Genomic DNA, 15,065 nt, shown 5'->3' on the forward strand with positions numbered 1-15,065 from the left:
ATGATCCGGCTCCGTTACCTGGCGCGCAAGCTGCTGTCGCTGCTCGTCACGCTGTTCGTGATCGTCACGTTCAACTTCCTGCTGTTCCACGTGCTGCCCGGCAACCCGGTGCGCATGCTGACGCGGTCGGGGCACCTGACGCAGGCGACGGCGAACGCCATCAGCGAGCTGTACGGCCTCAACCACCCGCTGCCCGTGCAGTACCTCTTCTACCTGAAGGACCTGCTGCACGGGAACCTCGGCATGTCCTACACCTACCGGGAGCCGGTCACCACGGTGCTCGGCCAGTACCTCGGCAACACGGTGCTGCTGCTCGCCGCCGCCACGGTGCTGACCATTGTGGTCGGGACGGTGGCGGGGGTGATCGCGGCGCGGCGGCGGGCCGGCGCCTACGACTCCGCGACCGTGACCGCCTCGGTCATCGGCTGGGCGCTGCCGACCTTCTGGACCGGGCTGATTCTCGCGTTCGTGCTCGGCGTCTGGGTGCACGCGTTCCCGATCTTCGGCATGGAGACGCCGAACGCCGTGTACGCGTCGCCGTTCCAGCGAATCGAGGACGTCATCGCGCACCTGTTCCTGCCCACCGTGACGCTGGTGGTGGTGAACATCGCGCAGTTCGTCCTGGTGGCGCGGGCGTCGGTGATCGAGGTGCTCGCCGAGGACTTCATGCTGACCGCGACCGCCAAGGGCCTGCCGCCGGGGCGGGTGCTGTGGCGGCACGCGGTGCGCAACGCGCTGCTTCCCGTGGTGACCTCCTCCGCGCTGCTCGTCGGCATGGTGGTCGGCGGCGCGATCGAGGTGGAGACGGTGTTCTCCTGGCCCGGGATGGGCCTGCTCGTCTACAACTCGGTGCTGAACAGGGACTACCCGGTCATCGAGGCGTCCTTCCTGGTGTTCGCGGTGACGGTGCTGCTCGTCAACTTCGTCAGCGACCTGCTCTACCAGGTCCTCGATCCGAGAGTGCGGGAGGCGTAGATGATCGCCGCGGAACTACTCGCCGAGCAGCCGCCGCTCGAGCCAGTGCGGGAACACGAGGCGCGCCGGGTGTGGCGCTCCCTGACCGCGGACTGGCTCGGCCGGGCCGGGCTCGCGCTGTTCTTGCTCGTCATCATCCTGGCCGTGGCGGGCCCGCTGTTCTTCCCGTTCGCCTCGAGCACCACCGGGTCGTCGGCGAACGGGGTGCTCCAGGCGCCGTCTGGACAGCACTGGCTCGGCACCGACGAACTCGGCCGTGACCTGTTCCGCGAGTTCCTGTCCGGCGCGCACATCTCGCTCCTCGTCGGGCTCGCGGCCACCGCGATCTCCATGGTGCTCGGCGCGGGCCTCGGCATCGCCTCCGGCTACTACGGCGGCTGGATCGACAACCTGCTGATGCGGGTCACCGACTTCTTCCTGGTGCTGCCGCAGCTGCCGCTGGTGATCGCGCTCGCCGCGTTCTTCGGGCAGAACATCTCCATCATCATCCTGGTGATCGGCATGACCGGCTGGCCGACCACCGCCCGCATCGTCAGGTCGCAGACCCTGTCGCTGCGGTCGCGTCAGTTCATCACGCGGGTGCGCTCACTTGGCGCGTCGGACCTGCGCATCCTGCGCGTGCACATCCTGCCCAACGTGCTGCCGCTGATCTTCGCCAACACGGTCCTGGTCATCGGGGGCGCCGTGCTCGCCGAGGCCACCATCTCGTTCCTCGGCCTCGGCGATCCCGTCCAGGTCTCTTGGGGGACGATGCTGCATTTCGCCTTCGAGTCCGGCGCCATCGGGCGCGAAGACTGGTGGTACTTCCTGCCGCCAGGCCTCGGCATCGTGCTGGTCGTGCTGGCCTTCACGCTGATCGGCCACTGCGTCGACCAGGCGCTGAACCCCCGGCTGAGGAGCTCACGATGAGCCTGCTTGACATCCGCGACCTGCGGGTCGAGTACCGCACGCCGCGCGGTCGGGTGGCGGCCGTGGACGGCGCGAGCCTGACGGTCGGGCGCGGCCAGGTGGTCGGCCTGGCCGGCGAGTCCGGGTGCGGCAAGACCACGCTCGCCCTCGCCATTCCGCGGCTGCTCGCCCAGGAGGCGACGATCGCCGCTGGCGAGATCACCTTCGACGGCCAGGACCTGGTGGCGATGAGCGAACCCGAGCTGCGCGCGGTGCGCTGGCGGCGGATCGCAGTCGTCTTCCAGGGCGCGATGAACTCGCTCAACCCGGTGCTCACCATCGGCGAGCAGATCGCCGAGCCGATCCGCTGCCACCCGCCGAAGACCACGAAGGCCGAGGTCAGGGAGCGGGTCGCGGAGCTGCTCGACGGCGTGGGCATCGACCCTGGCCGGGCGCGCAGCTACCCGCACGAACTGTCCGGCGGCATGCGGCAGCGGGTGCTCATCGCCATGGCGCTCGCCTGCCGGCCGAGCCTGATCGTGGCGGACGAGCCGGTCACCGCGCTCGACGTGATGACGCAGGCGCAGATACTCGACCTGCTGCGCGGCCTCGCCAGCCGGCTCGAGCTGTCCATGATCCTGATCTCGCACGACCTGTCGGTGATCGCGGAGGTGTGCGACTCCGTGAACGTGATGTACGCGGGGAAGATCGTGGAGTCGGGGCCGACCGCGACGATCTTCGCTCCCGCGCAGGCGCCAGAAGGCATGCAAGCGGACACGGTAACAGGCGAACTGAACCCGGCTCCCGGACTAAGTACGGGGGCTGCCCATCCGTACACCGCCAGGCTCCGGCACGCCTTCCCCGACATCCGCCGCGAGCGCACGTTCGTCGCGGCGATACCCGGCCACCCGCCTGACCTGCTCGCCCCACCGCCTGGCTGCCGGTTCGCCGACCGCTGCACGCTCACCGACGACGTGTGCCGCGCCGACCCGCCGCCGCTGCGCGAGGTCGGTCCCGGCCATCAGGCCGCCTGCCATCACTCCGCCGACGTCCTGGCGGCCGGGCGATGACCGCCGAGCAGGCAAGCGCGCAGGCCGCGGGCACGGAAACCAGGGAAACCACGGAAACTCACGCCGGCCAGGGCGAAGCGTCACCGGTACTGGCCGTGGACCGGATGGCCGTCAGCTACCGGACCCGCCGTGGCCCGCGCGGCCAGCGGCTGATCCGGGCAGTCGACGACGTCAGCTTCGACATCGGCACCGGGGAGATCCTGGCCCTGGTCGGCGAGTCGGGCTGCGGCAAGACCTCGATCGCCAAGGCCATCACCCGCCTGGAGGAGCCGGCCGGCGGCCGGGTGCTGTTCCGCGGTCAGGACGTCGCGCACGCGCGGGGACGGGCGCTGCGCGCCCTGCGCAAGGACATCCAGATGGTCTTCCAGGACCCGTTCGAGTCGCTCGACCCACGGCTCAACGCCGGCGACACGGTGGCGGAGCCGCTCATCGTGCACGGCCTGCCCCGGCCGCGGGAGAAGGTGCTCGCCGCGCTCGAGCAGGTCGGCCTGCACCCGGGCGCGACCATGGCGGGCCGGTACCCGCATCAGATGTCCGGCGGCCAGCGCCAGCGCCTGGTGATCGCGGCCGCCATGGTGCTCGAGCCGGGCCTGGTCATCGCCGACGAGCCGGTGTCAATGCTGGACGTGTCGATGCGGGCCGGCATCCTGCGGCTCATGCTCGACCTGCGCGACAGCCGCGGCGTGTCGTTCCTCTTCGTCACCCACGACCTGTCGCTCGCCTGGGTGGTGGCCGACCGGATCGCCGTGGTCTACCTGGGCAGGATCGTCGAGATCGGCGACGCGACCGAGGTCATCAAGAACCCGCGCCACCCGTACACGCAGGCGCTCGTGTCTGTCATCCCAGTGCCGGAGACGGTGCCGGAGAGGGCGGGGCGGCGCGAGCGCGTGCTGCTCACCGGCGAGGCGCCATCGGCGGCCCGGATACCGTCCGGCTGCCGCTTCCATCCGCGCTGCCCGCTGTACCGGGCGCTCGGCGAACCAGAGCAATGCCGCGCCGCGGACCCGGTGCCGCTGCCCGTCACCAGAACGCACCAGGCGGCCTGCCACTTCACGAAGGAGCCCTAGCATGCCTGTCACCCGCACTGAGGTCATCGAGCTGCTCAGCGCCATGGTCGAGATCGACTCGGTGACCCCGTGGCTGATCCCGGACGGCGCGGGGGAAGGGCGGGTCGCGCAGTACATCGCCGACTGGCTGACCGCCGCAGACATCGGCGCGGAAATCGAGATCGTCGAGGTGGAGCCCGGCCGGCCGAACCTGCTCGCCCGGCTGCGCGGCACCGGCGGCGGCCCGACGCTGTGCGTCAACGCGCACGCGGACACGGTCGGCTACGCGAACTGGCCGGCCGAGGCGCTGCGGCCGCGCCTGGACGGCGACCGGCTGTACGGGCTCGGCTCGGCCGACGACAAGGCAGGCTGCGTCGCGGGCATGCTCGCCATGGCCTCGATCGCCAAGTCCGGCGTTAAGCTCCGCGGCGACCTGCTGCTCGCCTGCGTGGCCGACGAGGAGGGCTGCTCCATCGGCTCGCAGCACCTGGTCGAGATGGGCCTGGACATCGACGCCGCGATCGTCATCGAGCCGCAGGAGACCGACGAACTCATCGTCGAGCACCAGGGATTCGGCTGGATCGACGTGATCACCCACGGCGTGCCCGCGCACGGCTGTGTGCCGGAGATCGGGGTGGACGCGATCGTGCACCTGGCGGAGGTGATCACCCGGATGCACAAGCTGGACAACACGGTGTTCATACCCGGCGCGTCGGCCATGAACGGCCGCACCGTGTTCCACACCGGCACGATCAGCGGCGGCACCGATTACGCGACCTATCCGGGCAGGGCCGTGCTCGGCATCGAGATCGGCACCCAGCCGGGCGAGCACCTCAGCGACCGGGTCGCGGAGATCGAGGCGATCTTCGCCGAGGTGGCCAAGACCGAGCCGGGCTTCAAGGGCGAGGTGCGGGTCCACCTGGACCGCGAGCCGTTCCAGGCACGGGGGCACGAGCGGCTGCAGGAAATCCTCACCGAGGCGATGACCCAGGTCCTCGGCCGCTCGCCCAAGGTGACCGGGATGAACGGGTGGACCGACGCGGCGCTGATGCAGGCCGCGGGCATTCCCACGTTGCTCATCGGCTCGACAGGCGGCAACTACCACGCGCCAGACGAGTGGGCGTCCATCGGCGAGCTGGTCAAGCTCTGCGACATCGTGGAGCGCGCGGCGGTCGGCTACCTGGCATAAGACACAACCACGCGAGCCCCGCCGCACAACGCTGCGGCGGGGCTCGCGTGTCCCCCGAAAGAGATTCCGGCGATCAGCGCTCCGCCGACACGCGGGGAACGGTAACCGTGCCAGAGTCAGCCGCACCCGTTCCGTCGATGGATGGTTCCGCGCCGGTGACCGCGCGCGCCGGGACGAAGACCAGCGCCAGCAGCGCGGCGGCCAGCGTCGCCCCGGCGGCGACCAGCGAGCCGCGGTGCACGCCGGTCATGAACGCGGACCGCACCGCGGACTGCGCGGCGTCGCGGACGGGCGCGGGGAGCCGCCCGGCCACCGCCATGCCCGCCGCGACCGACTGCCCGGCCAGGTGCCCGGCGGCGGCCGGCGCGCCGAGCGAGGTCAGGCCGGTCAGCACGTGCGAGCCGTAAGCGGAGTTCAGCACCGAGCCGATGATCGCGACGCCGAGCGTGCCGCCGACCTCGCGGGTGGTGTCGTTGACGGCCGAGCCCGCGCCCGCCTTGCCCGGCGGCAGCGCGCCCATGATCGCCTCGGTGGCCGGGCCGGTGGTCAGCCCGAGGCCCGCCGCCATCAGCGCCATCGAGATGACGACGTTGCCCCAGTAGGACGACCCGATCGCGGTGGTCATGGCGACCATGAACCCGGCGCTCATCGTGGCGAGCCCGGCCGCGACGACCAGCTTGGTGCCGAAGCGGCGCATGAGCAGCATCGCGATCGGCGAGAAACCGGCCGTGACCAACGCGAACGGCAGCGTCGCGATGCCCGCGCCGAGCGGGTCGTAGCCCCGCACGATCTGGAAGTACTGGGTGATCATGAAGATGAACCCGAACAGCCCGAAGAACGCGAGCGCGATCGCGACGCTCGCGGCGGAGAACCGGGCGTTGCGGAACAGCCGCACGTCGAGCATCGGGTCCGGGCGGCGCACCTGCCACCAGGCGAAGACGGCGAGGAGGACCAGCGACCCCGCGACACCGCCGACGGTTGCGACCGACCCCCAGCCGTGCTGCGGCGCCTCGATGATCGAGTAGGTCAGCAGCGCGATACCGGCGGCGGACAGGATCGCGCCGAGCGGGTCGAACCGTCCGGCGTTGGGGTCGCGGGACTCGGGCAGCAGGAGCCGGCCCGCGATCACCGCGATGACAACCAGGGGCACCGACACGTAGAACACCGACGACCAGGAGAAGTGCCGCAGCAGCGCGCCGCCGGAGACCGGGCCGATCGCGACCGCGAGACCGGAGATCGCCGACCAGACGCCGATGGCGATGACCCGCTCGCGGACCACGGTGAACACGTTGTTCAGAATCGCCAGCGTGGCCGGGTACACCAGCGCGGCCGCCAGGCCCATCGCGGCGCGTGCGGCGATCAGTTCGCCGGTATTCGTCGACAGCGCGGCGCCGACCGAGAACACGCCGAACAGCACCAGGCCGACCTGGAGGAAGCGGCGCCTGCCCAGCCGGTCACCGAGGTTGCCGCCGAGCAGCAGCAGGCCGGCGAACGACAGGGTGTAGGCGTCCACGACCCACTGCAGGGCCGAGGTCGAGGCATTGAGGTCGCGGCTCATCGTGGGCAGCGCGACGTTGACGATCGTGTTGTCCACGACCACGAGCAGGACGCTGAGGCAGAGCACTGCCAGGATCCACCAGCGCCGGTCGGCGACGGTTCGTCCGGTACGGGCTTCCATGGGTGATTCCCCCTGTGTGACGTTCACGACATTCATAGGACGTTGTTCTATAACTATGTAACGACGTTCTATAGTGTGTCAAGGGCCGGCCAGAAAAGAGCCGGGTAAGGAATGATGGTCCGCATGAGTGAAGCGATACCGGCGCGCCGCGGCCGGACGCCGTCCGCCGACGTCGAGCGTGAGCTCCTGGCCGCCGCGGAGGCGGTCCTCGTCCGCGAGGGGCCAGCCGGGCTGACCGTCCGCGCGGTCGCCGCCGAGGCGGGCATCGCGCCGATGGGCGTCTACAACCGGCTCGGCGGCAAGGACGGCCTGGTGGAGGCCCTGTTGATCAAGGGCTTCGACCGGCTGCGGGTGTCGCTTGAGGAGGCATTCGCCGCGGCGGGCGAGCCGGCCATGCGTGGCCGCTTCATCTCCTGCGGGCTGGCCTACCGCAGATTCGCGCTGGCCAACCCGCACTTCTACGCGATCATGTTCGAGGACGCGATCCTGCACGAGCACGACAGCCAGGAGGTGCATGACCACGCGGCGGCTTGCTTCGGCGCACTGGTCCGCGCGGTGGAGATGTCCGCGGCGGCCGGCGTGATCGCGGCCCCCGACCCCCTGGAGGTCGCGCAGCAGATCTGGTCGGCCGTGCACGGCGCGGTGGCACTCGAGCTCAAGGGCCTGGTACTCACGCCCGACCCGGAATACACCTACCAAGCCTTCATCGCGACCCTCATCCGCGGCCTGGCGCCCCGCTAACAGGCAGACTTCTGGTGGGACTAGCCGGACACGGCCGCCAGCCGCTCGGCGAGGAAGACGCGCTCGGCCTCGTTGCTGGCCAGGGCGAGGGCCTGGCGGTAGGCTTCCGCCGCCTCGCCGGTGCGGCCTAGCCGGCAGAGCAGGTCCGCCTTGATCGCTGGCAAGTACTGGTAGCCGGCCAGCCGGCCGTCCCGCTCCAGGTCCGCGATCTCCGCCAGGGCCGCCCCCGGTCCGGCCGTCATGGCGAGCGGAACCGTGCGGTTAAGCGCTACCACCGGGGAAGGCCACGCCCGCAGCAGCGCGTCGTACAGGGCGACGAGCTGCGGCCAGTCGGTCTCCTCGTAGCTCGGCGCCTCCGCGTACAGCACGGCGATCGCGGCCTGCAGCACGTAGCGGCCAGGCACTCCGGCGCGCAGGCAGCCGGTGATCAGCACGTCGGCCCGGGCGAGCGCGGCCCGGTCCCACCGGGTGCGGTCCTGGTCTTCCAGCCTGATCAGCCGTCCGCGCTCGTCGGCGCGGGTGGCCCGGCGCGCGTCGGTGACGAGCAGCAGCGCGAGCAGCCCGTGCACCTCGGTCTCGTCGGGCATCAGCTCTTGCAGCAGCGAGGCGAGCTGCAGTGCCCGTTCCACCAGGTCGGCGCGGACCAGGGACGGTCCTGACGGGGCGGTGTGGCCGGCCGTGAACAGCAGGTGGACGACGTTAAGCACCGCACGCAACCGTTCGGGAAGCTCGGCTTTGCGCGGGACCCGGTAGGGGATGCGGGCGACGGCGATCTTCTTCTTCGCCCGCGTGATCCGCGCGGCCATCGTCGCCTCGGGCACCAGGAACGACCTGGCGATGTCCGTCGTCGCCACCCCGCAGACCAGGCGGAGGGTGAGCGCGACCTGCGCGTCGGCCGCGAGCGCGGGATGGCAGCAGGTGAAGATCAGCCGCAGCCGGTCGTCCGGCGCGGGCGCGGCGGGGTCCATGGCATCCTCGGTCCGTTCCCAGTCCGTGGCCGCCTCGTCGTCGGTCAGCGCCGGCGACGGGTCGCCCTCGGGCTCCACAAGCAGCGGCAGCCGGGTGCGGAGCGCGCTGGCGCGGCGGATGGCATCGATGGCGCGGCGCCTGGCCGCGGTGGTGAGCCAGGCGGCCGGGTTGTCCGGGACCCCGGTCGCGGCCCAGGAGCGCAGCGCCGCCGCGTACGCCTCCTGCACGCACTCCTCGGCCAGGTCCAGGTCCCTGGCGACGCGCGCCGTCGCGGCGAGCACCCGGGCCCACTCGCTTCGGTGCGCGTCCGCCAGGGCCGCCGCGACGGCGCCGGCGTCGGTCACCTGGCCGCCGGGCTCGGGTGACCGGCCGGCTCGTCCTGTTGGGACTCGACGGGCAGGTTCACGGCTTCGCCTGGCGCGTGTAACTGCCGTGCACCGGCCTGACCTCCAGCCTGGCGCCCATGGGCAGCGCGGGATTGCGCTTGACGATCGCCAGCGCCGCGTCGAGGTCAGGCGCCTCGATCACGTAGAACCCGGCGACGACCTCCTTGGAGTCGATGAACGGGCCGTCGGTGACGAGGTCCCCCTGAACCGAGGTGGCCATGTCCTTCGGTGTCAGGGCCCAGGCGGTGACCAGGACCCCGCTGGCCACGAGTTCGTCGTGGTGCCTGGTGTGGACCGCGGTCCTCTTCGGTCGCTTCCGGGGCGTGGGCGGAGTCACTGCCGCAGATCAAGACCGCGTACTGAGCCATGATGGCTCTCCCTTCGGGTTGTTGGCTTCGTCCCTGCATCCCCTACGTCGGACGACCCGCCGGAAATCGACAGCTTCCTGGAAGGCGATCTCCATGATTCTCTGCGCCCGGCGCATCGCTGGCCGTAGCCCGCCCTGTTAGCCGCCATCGGTACGATTCTGGCTCATGACCGAGCCCGTTATCAGGATCGCCGAGGCCGCCGACGGGCCTGCACTCGCGGCCCTGCGCCGCGCGTGGACCGCGGAACAGCACGGCGCTGTGGACGATGCGGAGTTCGAGGCGCGTTTCCTCGACTGGTACGAGCGCGAGTTCGCCCGCCGGATCTCCTGGCTTGCCGAGGTCGACGGGGCGGCGGTCGGCATGATGAACCTGGCGATCTTCGCACGGATGCCGCAGCCAGGCCGCGACGTGGGCACCTGGGGCTACCTGGCGAACGCGTTCGTCCTCAAGGCCCACAGGGACCGCGGCATCGGCTCGCTGCTGCTTCGCGCGCTGCTCGACCACGCCGACGGGCAGCGCTACGTCCGCGTCGTGCTGCGTCCCTCGCAGCGGGCGATCCCGTTCTACCAGCGGCTCGGGTTCGCCGCGGACCACGACCTCTTCGTCAGGCACCGCCCGGGTTAGGTCTGTCGGCTCTGCTTAACCGGTCGGCGGGCGGGCCCTCTTGGGGGCCGATCTCGGGCTCGAACGCGGCCGAGTAGGCGGCGAACCGACGGCGCCACGCGTCCGGCTGCGCCGGCAGACCGGCCAGCCGGTCCAGGCAGTCGTCCCAGCCCGCGGCGTTCCGCGCTGCCCAGCTGCCGCGCAACTGGTCGGTCAGCACCAGCCGGGTGCCCTCCCCGTCGGGGAACAGCTCGAAGGTGAGCACCTCGTCCTCGCCCCAGGTGTAGGAAAGCAGCGCCGGCTCATCGACGGCGAGCACGGTCCCGGTCAGCGTCATGTCCACGACCTCGGGCGGGAACGGGAAGCTGATCGAGGCGCCGACCGCCCAGCGGTCGCCCTCGACGATCACGTCACACGGGAACCACGCCTTGAGCTGCGCACGGTCGGTGATCGCCTGCCAGACGACGGCGGGCGGGTCGGGCAGGTGCCGCTCCAGCCTGACGGCGGGCCTGGTGCCGCTGGTGTCGAGCGATGCTTGCGTCATCCGTTCCTCCTGCGTTCCAGATGCTGTTCGAGCCGGTCGAGGCTGCCGCTCCACAGCGCGCGGTAGGGGGCGAGCCAGTCGTCGAGTTCGGCGAGCGGTTCCGGCCTGATCCGGTACAGCCGGCGCTGCGCGTCGGCCCTGACCTGGACGAGCCCGGCGTCCTTGAGCACCCGCAAGTGCTTGGACACCAGCGGCTGGCTCAGCCCAAGGCGCGCCACGAGCTCGCCGACCGGCAGCTCGCCGCCGCGCAGCAGGTCGAGTATCGCCTGCCGTCGCGGCTCCGCGATCACCTGAAGGGTCGTTTCCATCGCCATGACCACTGAACATACCTTTCCAGTTATATAACTGTCAAGGTATCAAGGCAGTCGACAGCACGCCGCGAGCCCGCGGCGTGCCCGCCTCCTGGCCCACCGGGCGGGCCGGAATATGATCGGTAGCCATGCCGCTCGAGCCCGACCTGCTGCTCGTCAACGCACGGGTACTCACCATGGACCCGGCGCGGCCGCTCGCGGCCGCGGTCGCCGTGACGGGCGGCCGGATCGCCGCCGTCTATGACCGGGCGCCGGCCACCGCGGACCGGGCGGGTGTCCCGCCGTCGCGGATTATCGACCTCGGTGGCGCGACGCTGGTGCCCGGCTTCCACGACGCGCACAACCACATGACCGGCTTCGGCCTGTCCCTCACCGAGATCGACCTGCGGGCAGACAGCCTCGACGAGCTGTACGCGAGCGTCGCGGCCAGGGCCGCCGCCACACCCGCGGGGGAGTGGGTCATCGGCTCCGGCTACGACCAGAACAAGCTGGGCGCGCACCCGGACAGGGACGCGCTGGACGCGGCCGCACCCGGCCACAGAGTGTGGCTTAAGCACACCTCGGGGCACTTCTGCGTGGTGAACAGCCTGGTGCTGCGCGATCTTGGCATCGACGAGAGCGCGCCGTTCGTCGACGGGGGGCGGGTTTCCGCCGACGCCGCCGGGCGGCCCAACGGCCTGCTCGAGGAGCGCGCCCAGGAGCTTGTCGGCCGCCTGACCATGCCCTACCCCCTCAGCGCGCTGACCGACGCGGTGGCCGCCGCGGGGGAGCGGTACCTGGCGGAGGGGCTCACCTCCGTCACCGAGGCCGGTGTCGGCGGCGGCTGGGTCGGCCTCTCGCCCGTGGACTTCACCGCCTTCACCGCGGCGAGGGAGCAGGGCCGGCTGCACGTGCGCACCGAGCTGATGGTGGTCAGCGACGCGTTCCACCCGCTGGCCGCGCACCCGGCCGACGGCATCGAGACCGGGATCGACCTGGGGCTGCGCACCGGCTTCGGCGACGACTGGATCCGACTCGGGCCGATGAAGATCTTCACCGACGGTTCCCTTGTCGGCAGGACGGCGGCGATGACAGCGCCCTACGAGGGCGAGGAGTCCAACAGCGGCTACCTCCAGGCCGACGCCGCGCGGCTCAGGGCCACGATGATCGCCGCCCACCGGGCCGGCTGGCGGGTCGCCGCGCACGCCATCGGCGACCGCGCGATCGACCTGGCGCTCGACGCGTTCGACGAGGCGGCCCGCAGGTACCCGCGACCCGACGTGCGGCACCGCATCGAGCACTTCGCCGCCGCCAGGCCGGACCAGGTGGCGCGGGCCGCCGCGCTCGGGGTGATCGCCGTCGGCCAGGGCCGGTTCGCCACCGAGATCGGCGACGGGATGCTCGCCGCCGTGGGTCCAGGCAGGCACTCCTGGCTGTACCGCCAGCGATCGCTGCTCGACGCGGGCATGGTGCTGCCCGGCAGCTCCGACCGCCCTGTCGTCACGGGAACCCCGCTGCTCGGCATCCACGACATGGTCAACAGGCGCACCGCCTCCGGGGCGCCGTTCAACGCCGCGGAGGCGGTCACCGCCGCCGAGGCGCTGCGCGCCTACACCTGGGGCTCCGCCTACGCCAGCAAGGCCGAGCACGTCAAGGGCTCCATCGAGGCCGGCAAGCTCGCCGACTTCACCGTCCTGTCGGAAGACCCGACGCTGGTCAGCCCCGGCCGGATCGTGGGCCTCGAGGTCGTCGCGACCATCACCGGCGGCGAACTGCGCTACTCCCGCCTGGACTGACCGCGCGCTCACGCCGCGGACGGCGCAACCCCGCAGACTCCGCAGACCCCGCGGATCCCGCTGGCGACGCCCGGGGTGGGTCACCTCCGGCCTAGCGGAAGGCGGGCATCACCTCGGTGGCGAACAGCTCGGCGGAGCGGGCGATCTCCTGCTTGGTCATGTCGCCGAAGGCGAATTCCAGCGAGAAGTAGGTGGCGCCCGCCGCCCGCGCGTGCTCGGCGACCCATGCCCTGGCGCCGGCCGGGTCGCCGGCGTAGCGGTGGGCGTCCGCCTGCGACTCGAACGTGCCGTCGGCCACGCCTGGCGGCATGGGGACGCCGAACTTGTGCCATAGATAGCTGATATTCACCGCGAACAGGCCGAAGGCCCGGCTGGCGATCGCCTTGGCCTCCTCGTTCGTGTCGGCGATCACGATCTGGCGGGAGATGCCGAGCGGCGGCAGGTCCGCCTCCGCGCGGCCGAGCGACGCCCATTCCTCCCGGTAGGCGTCGGTGAGCACGCGGACCTGCTGCGACGGGACCAGGGCGAGCATCGGCATGCCGAGCCGGGCGCACCAGCGGGCCTTGTCCGGTGTCCGCGTCGCATACCAGGGGACGAACGGCTGCTGCACCGTCTTGGTCACCACCGGCGCGGACTCGATGTCGTAGTACTTGCCGTGGAATGTCACCTCGGACAGGGCGGGGTCGAGTCCCATCTGGAGGATCTCGAAGGCCTCGTCGAAGCGCGGCTGCGCCTCGTCGCCAGGCACGCCGTGGAACCCGGTCTCCACCGGGGAGATGCCGCGGCCCACGCCGAGCGCGAGCCGCCCTCCGGTGAGCTGATCGAGGGTAGCGATCTCCTCGACCATCCGCAGCGGCGGGACGAGCGGCAGGATCGAGACCATCATGCCGAGCCTGATCGTCGAGGTGAGCCTGGACGCGGCGGCGAGCATCAGGTGCGGCGTCGCGATGCCGAGCGGCGTACCGTGGTGTTCGGCCAGCTGGTAGGCGTAGTAGCCAAGCCGTTCGTACGCCGTGATCAGCTCGAGGCGCTCGTCCAGCTGCCTGCCGGCTGGCCGGCCAGAGGCGTCGTTGTGGTCGAAGACGGCGAAGAGCATCGTCGCTCCCTTCTGTGGGCGGAAAGGCCCGCGCGGGCGGGGACACGCGGAGCATGAACCCGTTCTGGATCATGGTCTTTCACTAACCCTCGCTTCGCTACGTGCTCGGCACCCAAGGAATGGCGGCTAGAGTCGTCACGTGCAAATGGGTCGAAGTCGATTGCGGCAGGTAGCGGCCTGCGCCGCCGTGCTGGCCTGTGCGCTGACCGCCGGCTGCTCAGGCGGCGGCGCGGGGGGATCCGCGGCGTCCGCGCGCCCGGCGGTCACGGCCTCGAATGGGACCGGCGCCGCGGCCGGCGACCCGCCGACGACCGGCACGGTCGCGGCGGCGTGCGTGGCCCAGGCGCTCGGTAACCTCACCCTCGCGCAGCGCGTCGGCCAGCTGTTCCTCGTCGGAGTGGACGGCGACATCGCCGGCTCGCAGATCGAGGCCGCGGAACAGGCTTACCACTTCGGCTCGCTGCTGCTCAACGTGTCCTCGGCGGGGACCGCCGCGCTCGCCGCGCGGACCGCCGTCATGCAGTCGCTCGCGTCGCGGTCGGACACGGGCGGTGTCAAGTTCTTCATCGCCGCCAACCAGGAGGGCGGGAAGATCCAGCAGCTCGCCGGGCCCGGGTTCGCCACCATGCCGTCCGCGCTCGAGCAGGGCGGCTGGACGGCGGACACGCTGAAGCAGTCGGCGACCGGCTGGGGGACCGAACTGCGCGCCGCGGGCGTCAACCTCGACCTCGCGCCGGTCATGGACGTGGTGCCGGCCGGAACGGCGGCGTCCAACGCGCCGATCGGCGCGCTCGACAGGGACTTCGGCTCTGACCCGGCGAGCGACGGCGCGCATGGCGCCGCCTTCATCCAGGGGATGGCCGACGCCGGGGTCGCGACCGTGGCCAAGCACTTCCCTGGCCTTGGCCGGGTGACGGGCAACACCGACTTCGCCGCGGACGTGGTGGACAATGTGACGACGGCCGGCGACCCCGGCCTGAACTCCTTCCGCACCGCGATCGGGGCCGGAGTGCCGATGGTGATGGTCGCACTCGCCACCTACACGCGGATCGACGCGTCCAGGCTCGCGGTGTTCTCCCCGGTCGTGATGCGGCTGCTGCGCGACCAGTTCGGCTTCGGCGGCGTCATCGCCTCCGATGACCTCGGCGAGGCGCAGGCGGTGAGCACCATTCCCGAGGGGACTAGGGCGATCGACTTCCTCACCGCCGGCGGCGACCTGGTCACCTCGCAGACTCTCGGCCCCGCGCAGCAGATGGCGGCGGCCGTGCTCACCAAGGCAAAGGCCAGCGCCGCGTTCCGCGCCACGGTCGACGACGCCGCGCGCCGGGTGCTCACCGCCAAGCAGGCCGCCGGGCTGCTGCCCTGCTGATTTCTCTGCGCCGATCTCCCTGTCAGGCCGCATAGCGGGCCGTGAGCGGGGCAGTAA

Annotated in this window: 15 protein-coding genes; 9 read left to right on the forward strand and 6 right to left on the reverse strand. The window is 71.4% G+C overall.

Annotation, left to right across the window (positions count from 1 at the left end):
- The 5 genes from EAS64_RS37260 to EAS64_RS37280 are packed head-to-tail and all read left to right on the forward strand — an operon-like array spanning position 1 to position 5,168.
- Positions 1-975, forward strand: a complete 975-nt coding sequence (locus EAS64_RS37260) for an ABC transporter permease (protein WP_187366456.1) — start codon at positions 1-3, stop codon at positions 973-975.
- Complete coding sequence (locus EAS64_RS37265; protein WP_145860984.1) at positions 976-1,884, forward strand: ABC transporter permease; 909 nt, start codon at positions 976-978, stop codon at positions 1,882-1,884. It abuts the gene before it with no gap.
- Positions 1,881-2,933 carry an ABC transporter ATP-binding protein gene (locus EAS64_RS37270; RefSeq protein ID WP_145860986.1) on the forward strand — a complete coding sequence of 351 codons (1,053 nt, stop codon included), beginning with the start codon at positions 1,881-1,883 and terminating at the stop codon, positions 2,931-2,933. The genes EAS64_RS37265 and EAS64_RS37270 overlap by 4 nt, the downstream gene beginning before the upstream one ends.
- Positions 2,930-4,000, forward strand: coding sequence for an ABC transporter ATP-binding protein (locus tag EAS64_RS37275; RefSeq protein WP_145860988.1), 1,071 nt, complete (start codon positions 2,930-2,932; stop codon positions 3,998-4,000). The genes EAS64_RS37270 and EAS64_RS37275 overlap by 4 nt, the downstream gene beginning before the upstream one ends.
- 1 nt (position 4,001) lies before the next feature.
- A complete protein-coding gene (locus tag EAS64_RS37280; protein WP_145860990.1) occupies positions 4,002-5,168 on the forward strand; it encodes a M20/M25/M40 family metallo-hydrolase in 1,167 nt (388 codons plus the stop codon).
- A gap of 73 nt (positions 5,169-5,241) precedes the next feature.
- Here EAS64_RS37280 and EAS64_RS37285 read toward each other — a convergent pair whose 3' ends face one another.
- Positions 5,242-6,846, reverse strand: a complete 1,605-nt coding sequence (locus EAS64_RS37285; RefSeq protein WP_145860992.1) for a DHA2 family efflux MFS transporter permease subunit — start codon at positions 6,844-6,846, stop codon at positions 5,242-5,244.
- Between the two features lie 123 nt (positions 6,847-6,969).
- Here EAS64_RS37285 and EAS64_RS37290 point away from each other — a divergent pair, with 123 nt between their 5' ends.
- Entirely contained in the window at positions 6,970-7,587 is a 618-nt protein-coding gene (locus EAS64_RS37290; protein ID WP_187366457.1) for a TetR/AcrR family transcriptional regulator, read from the forward strand.
- A gap of 20 nt (positions 7,588-7,607) precedes the next feature.
- On the opposite strand, the gene EAS64_RS37295 is transcribed toward EAS64_RS37290, so the two are convergent.
- Together EAS64_RS37295 and EAS64_RS37300 are read right to left on the reverse strand one after the other, a co-directional pair.
- A complete protein-coding gene (locus EAS64_RS37295) occupies positions 7,608-8,900 on the reverse strand; it encodes an RNA polymerase sigma factor (protein WP_145860996.1) in 1,293 nt (430 codons plus the stop codon).
- 58 nt (positions 8,901-8,958) lie between these two features.
- Positions 8,959-9,279: a YciI family protein gene (locus EAS64_RS37300; RefSeq protein WP_222849893.1), complete on the reverse strand. Its 321-nt coding sequence runs from the start codon at positions 9,277-9,279 to the stop codon at positions 8,959-8,961.
- Between the two features lie 196 nt (positions 9,280-9,475).
- Between EAS64_RS37300 and EAS64_RS37305 the strand changes: the two genes are divergently transcribed.
- A complete protein-coding gene (locus EAS64_RS37305; RefSeq protein WP_145860998.1) occupies positions 9,476-9,934 on the forward strand; it encodes a GNAT family N-acetyltransferase in 459 nt (152 codons plus the stop codon).
- Here EAS64_RS37305 and EAS64_RS37310 read toward each other — a convergent pair.
- Positions 9,915-10,457: an SRPBCC domain-containing protein gene (locus EAS64_RS37310; RefSeq protein WP_145861000.1), complete on the reverse strand. Its 543-nt coding sequence runs from the start codon at positions 10,455-10,457 to the stop codon at positions 9,915-9,917. The two genes, EAS64_RS37305 and EAS64_RS37310, sit on opposite strands and share 20 nt — an antisense overlap.
- Complete coding sequence (locus EAS64_RS37315; protein WP_246116064.1) at positions 10,454-10,771, reverse strand: ArsR/SmtB family transcription factor; 318 nt, start codon at positions 10,769-10,771, stop codon at positions 10,454-10,456. Before EAS64_RS37315 ends, EAS64_RS37310 begins: the two co-directional genes overlap by 4 nt.
- Positions 10,772-10,896: 125 nt before the next feature.
- On the opposite strand from EAS64_RS37315, the gene EAS64_RS37320 reads away from it, so the two are divergent.
- Positions 10,897-12,543 (forward strand): amidohydrolase, encoded by a 1,647-nt coding sequence (locus tag EAS64_RS37320; RefSeq protein ID WP_145861002.1) that lies wholly within the window; start codon positions 10,897-10,899, stop codon positions 12,541-12,543.
- Positions 12,544-12,634: 91 nt separating this feature from the next.
- Here the strand turns inward: EAS64_RS37320 and EAS64_RS37325 are convergent, their stop codons facing one another.
- The gene (locus EAS64_RS37325; RefSeq protein WP_145861004.1) at positions 12,635-13,639 is read right to left on the reverse strand and encodes an LLM class flavin-dependent oxidoreductase; all 1,005 of its coding nucleotides are present in this window, start codon (positions 13,637-13,639) and stop codon (positions 12,635-12,637) included.
- Between the two features lie 145 nt (positions 13,640-13,784).
- Here EAS64_RS37325 and EAS64_RS37330 point away from each other — a divergent pair, with 145 nt between their 5' ends.
- Positions 13,785-15,008, forward strand: a complete 1,224-nt coding sequence (locus EAS64_RS37330; protein WP_145861403.1) for a glycoside hydrolase family 3 N-terminal domain-containing protein — start codon at positions 13,785-13,787, stop codon at positions 15,006-15,008.
- Positions 15,009-15,065: the final 57 nt, after the last annotated feature.

Origin of the sequence: Trebonia kvetii (assembly GCF_007827045.1) — a bacterium.
Lineage (GTDB): Bacteria > Actinomycetota > Actinomycetes > Streptosporangiales > Streptosporangiaceae > Trebonia > Trebonia kvetii.